Origin of the sequence: Maribacter sp. TH_r10 (assembly GCF_033101095.1) — a bacterium.
Taxonomy (GTDB): domain Bacteria; phylum Bacteroidota; class Bacteroidia; order Flavobacteriales; family Flavobacteriaceae; genus Maribacter_A; species Maribacter_A luteus.
The window spans coordinates 1-758 of sequence record NZ_JAWMPY010000030.1; the positions used below are offsets into that span (position 1 = coordinate 1).

2 protein-coding genes are annotated in these 758 nt (G+C 29.8%); both read right to left on the minus strand.

Features of this window, described 5'->3' with window-relative positions; genetic code table 11:
* Positions 1-135 precede the first annotated feature (135 nt).
* Positions 136-501, minus strand: a complete 366-nt coding sequence (locus tag R3X28_RS19180; protein ID WP_317666495.1) for a hypothetical protein — start codon at positions 499-501, stop codon at positions 136-138.
* A partial coding sequence (locus R3X28_RS19185; RefSeq protein ID WP_317666497.1) for a hypothetical protein occupies positions 501-758 on the minus strand: 258 nt, incomplete at its 5' end. The genes R3X28_RS19185 and R3X28_RS19180, both read right to left, overlap by 1 nt.

Sequence of the window (758 nt, forward strand, 5' to 3'; positions counted from 1 at the left end):
CGTGATTGTATAAGATTAGTTGCGTGTTTTAAGCACCTAATTTAGCAAATACAAACCGAATAGAAAATCCGCGAGGATTTTCGTAAGTAGGCTTGCACTAGCAATTAATTTTATACGGTGTTGTACACCGTTTTTTTATCTCATATAATACAGATAAATAGCAAAATTTATTATTTGAGACATATCTGAATCATTTATTTTTTCATATTTATTTAGGAAATCAACTTTCATTTTTTTATGGTCAAAGTCCGTGAATTCTGCAAATTGCGATTTTGATGGAATATAATATTCTGACTTGTCATAAAGTCTAATCTCCTTGAACAAGTCATTTTTTAGGTTTCTGACATATTCCACTCGCTCTTGGTCATATTTTCCAAGTCCATAATATTTTAATTTCCGTTTAATCTTTTTTTCAGCTTCTTTCAAGTCGGAAAAGTCAAATTCGTACGCTAAATCACTAAAGCAGACATAATCATATGTTTGTTCGCTTGTTTCTGACATTAAGATTTACGATTTGTAATTTGTTGAAAATACTTTTTCTTTAAGAAACCGTATGTTGGTAAAGTCAGAATTAATAAAATTCCGATTACTTTAGTCAAATCAGTCAGAATAAATCGTCCACTTTTCCAAGCCATAGTTTCTGTTTTCGTTTCGGTAATTTCCAATCCGCTACACACGAATAATAAAATCAAAACGATGATTAAAATCAAAAATATTAGATTGAAATAAGTCTTTTTCATAGTTTCCTCAAATGGTGT

Coding starts and splice junctions, on each gene's coding strand:
- R3X28_RS19180 (WP_317666495.1), bottom strand. CDS start 501: ATGTCAGAAACAAGCGAACAAACATATGATTATGTCTGCTTTAGTGAT.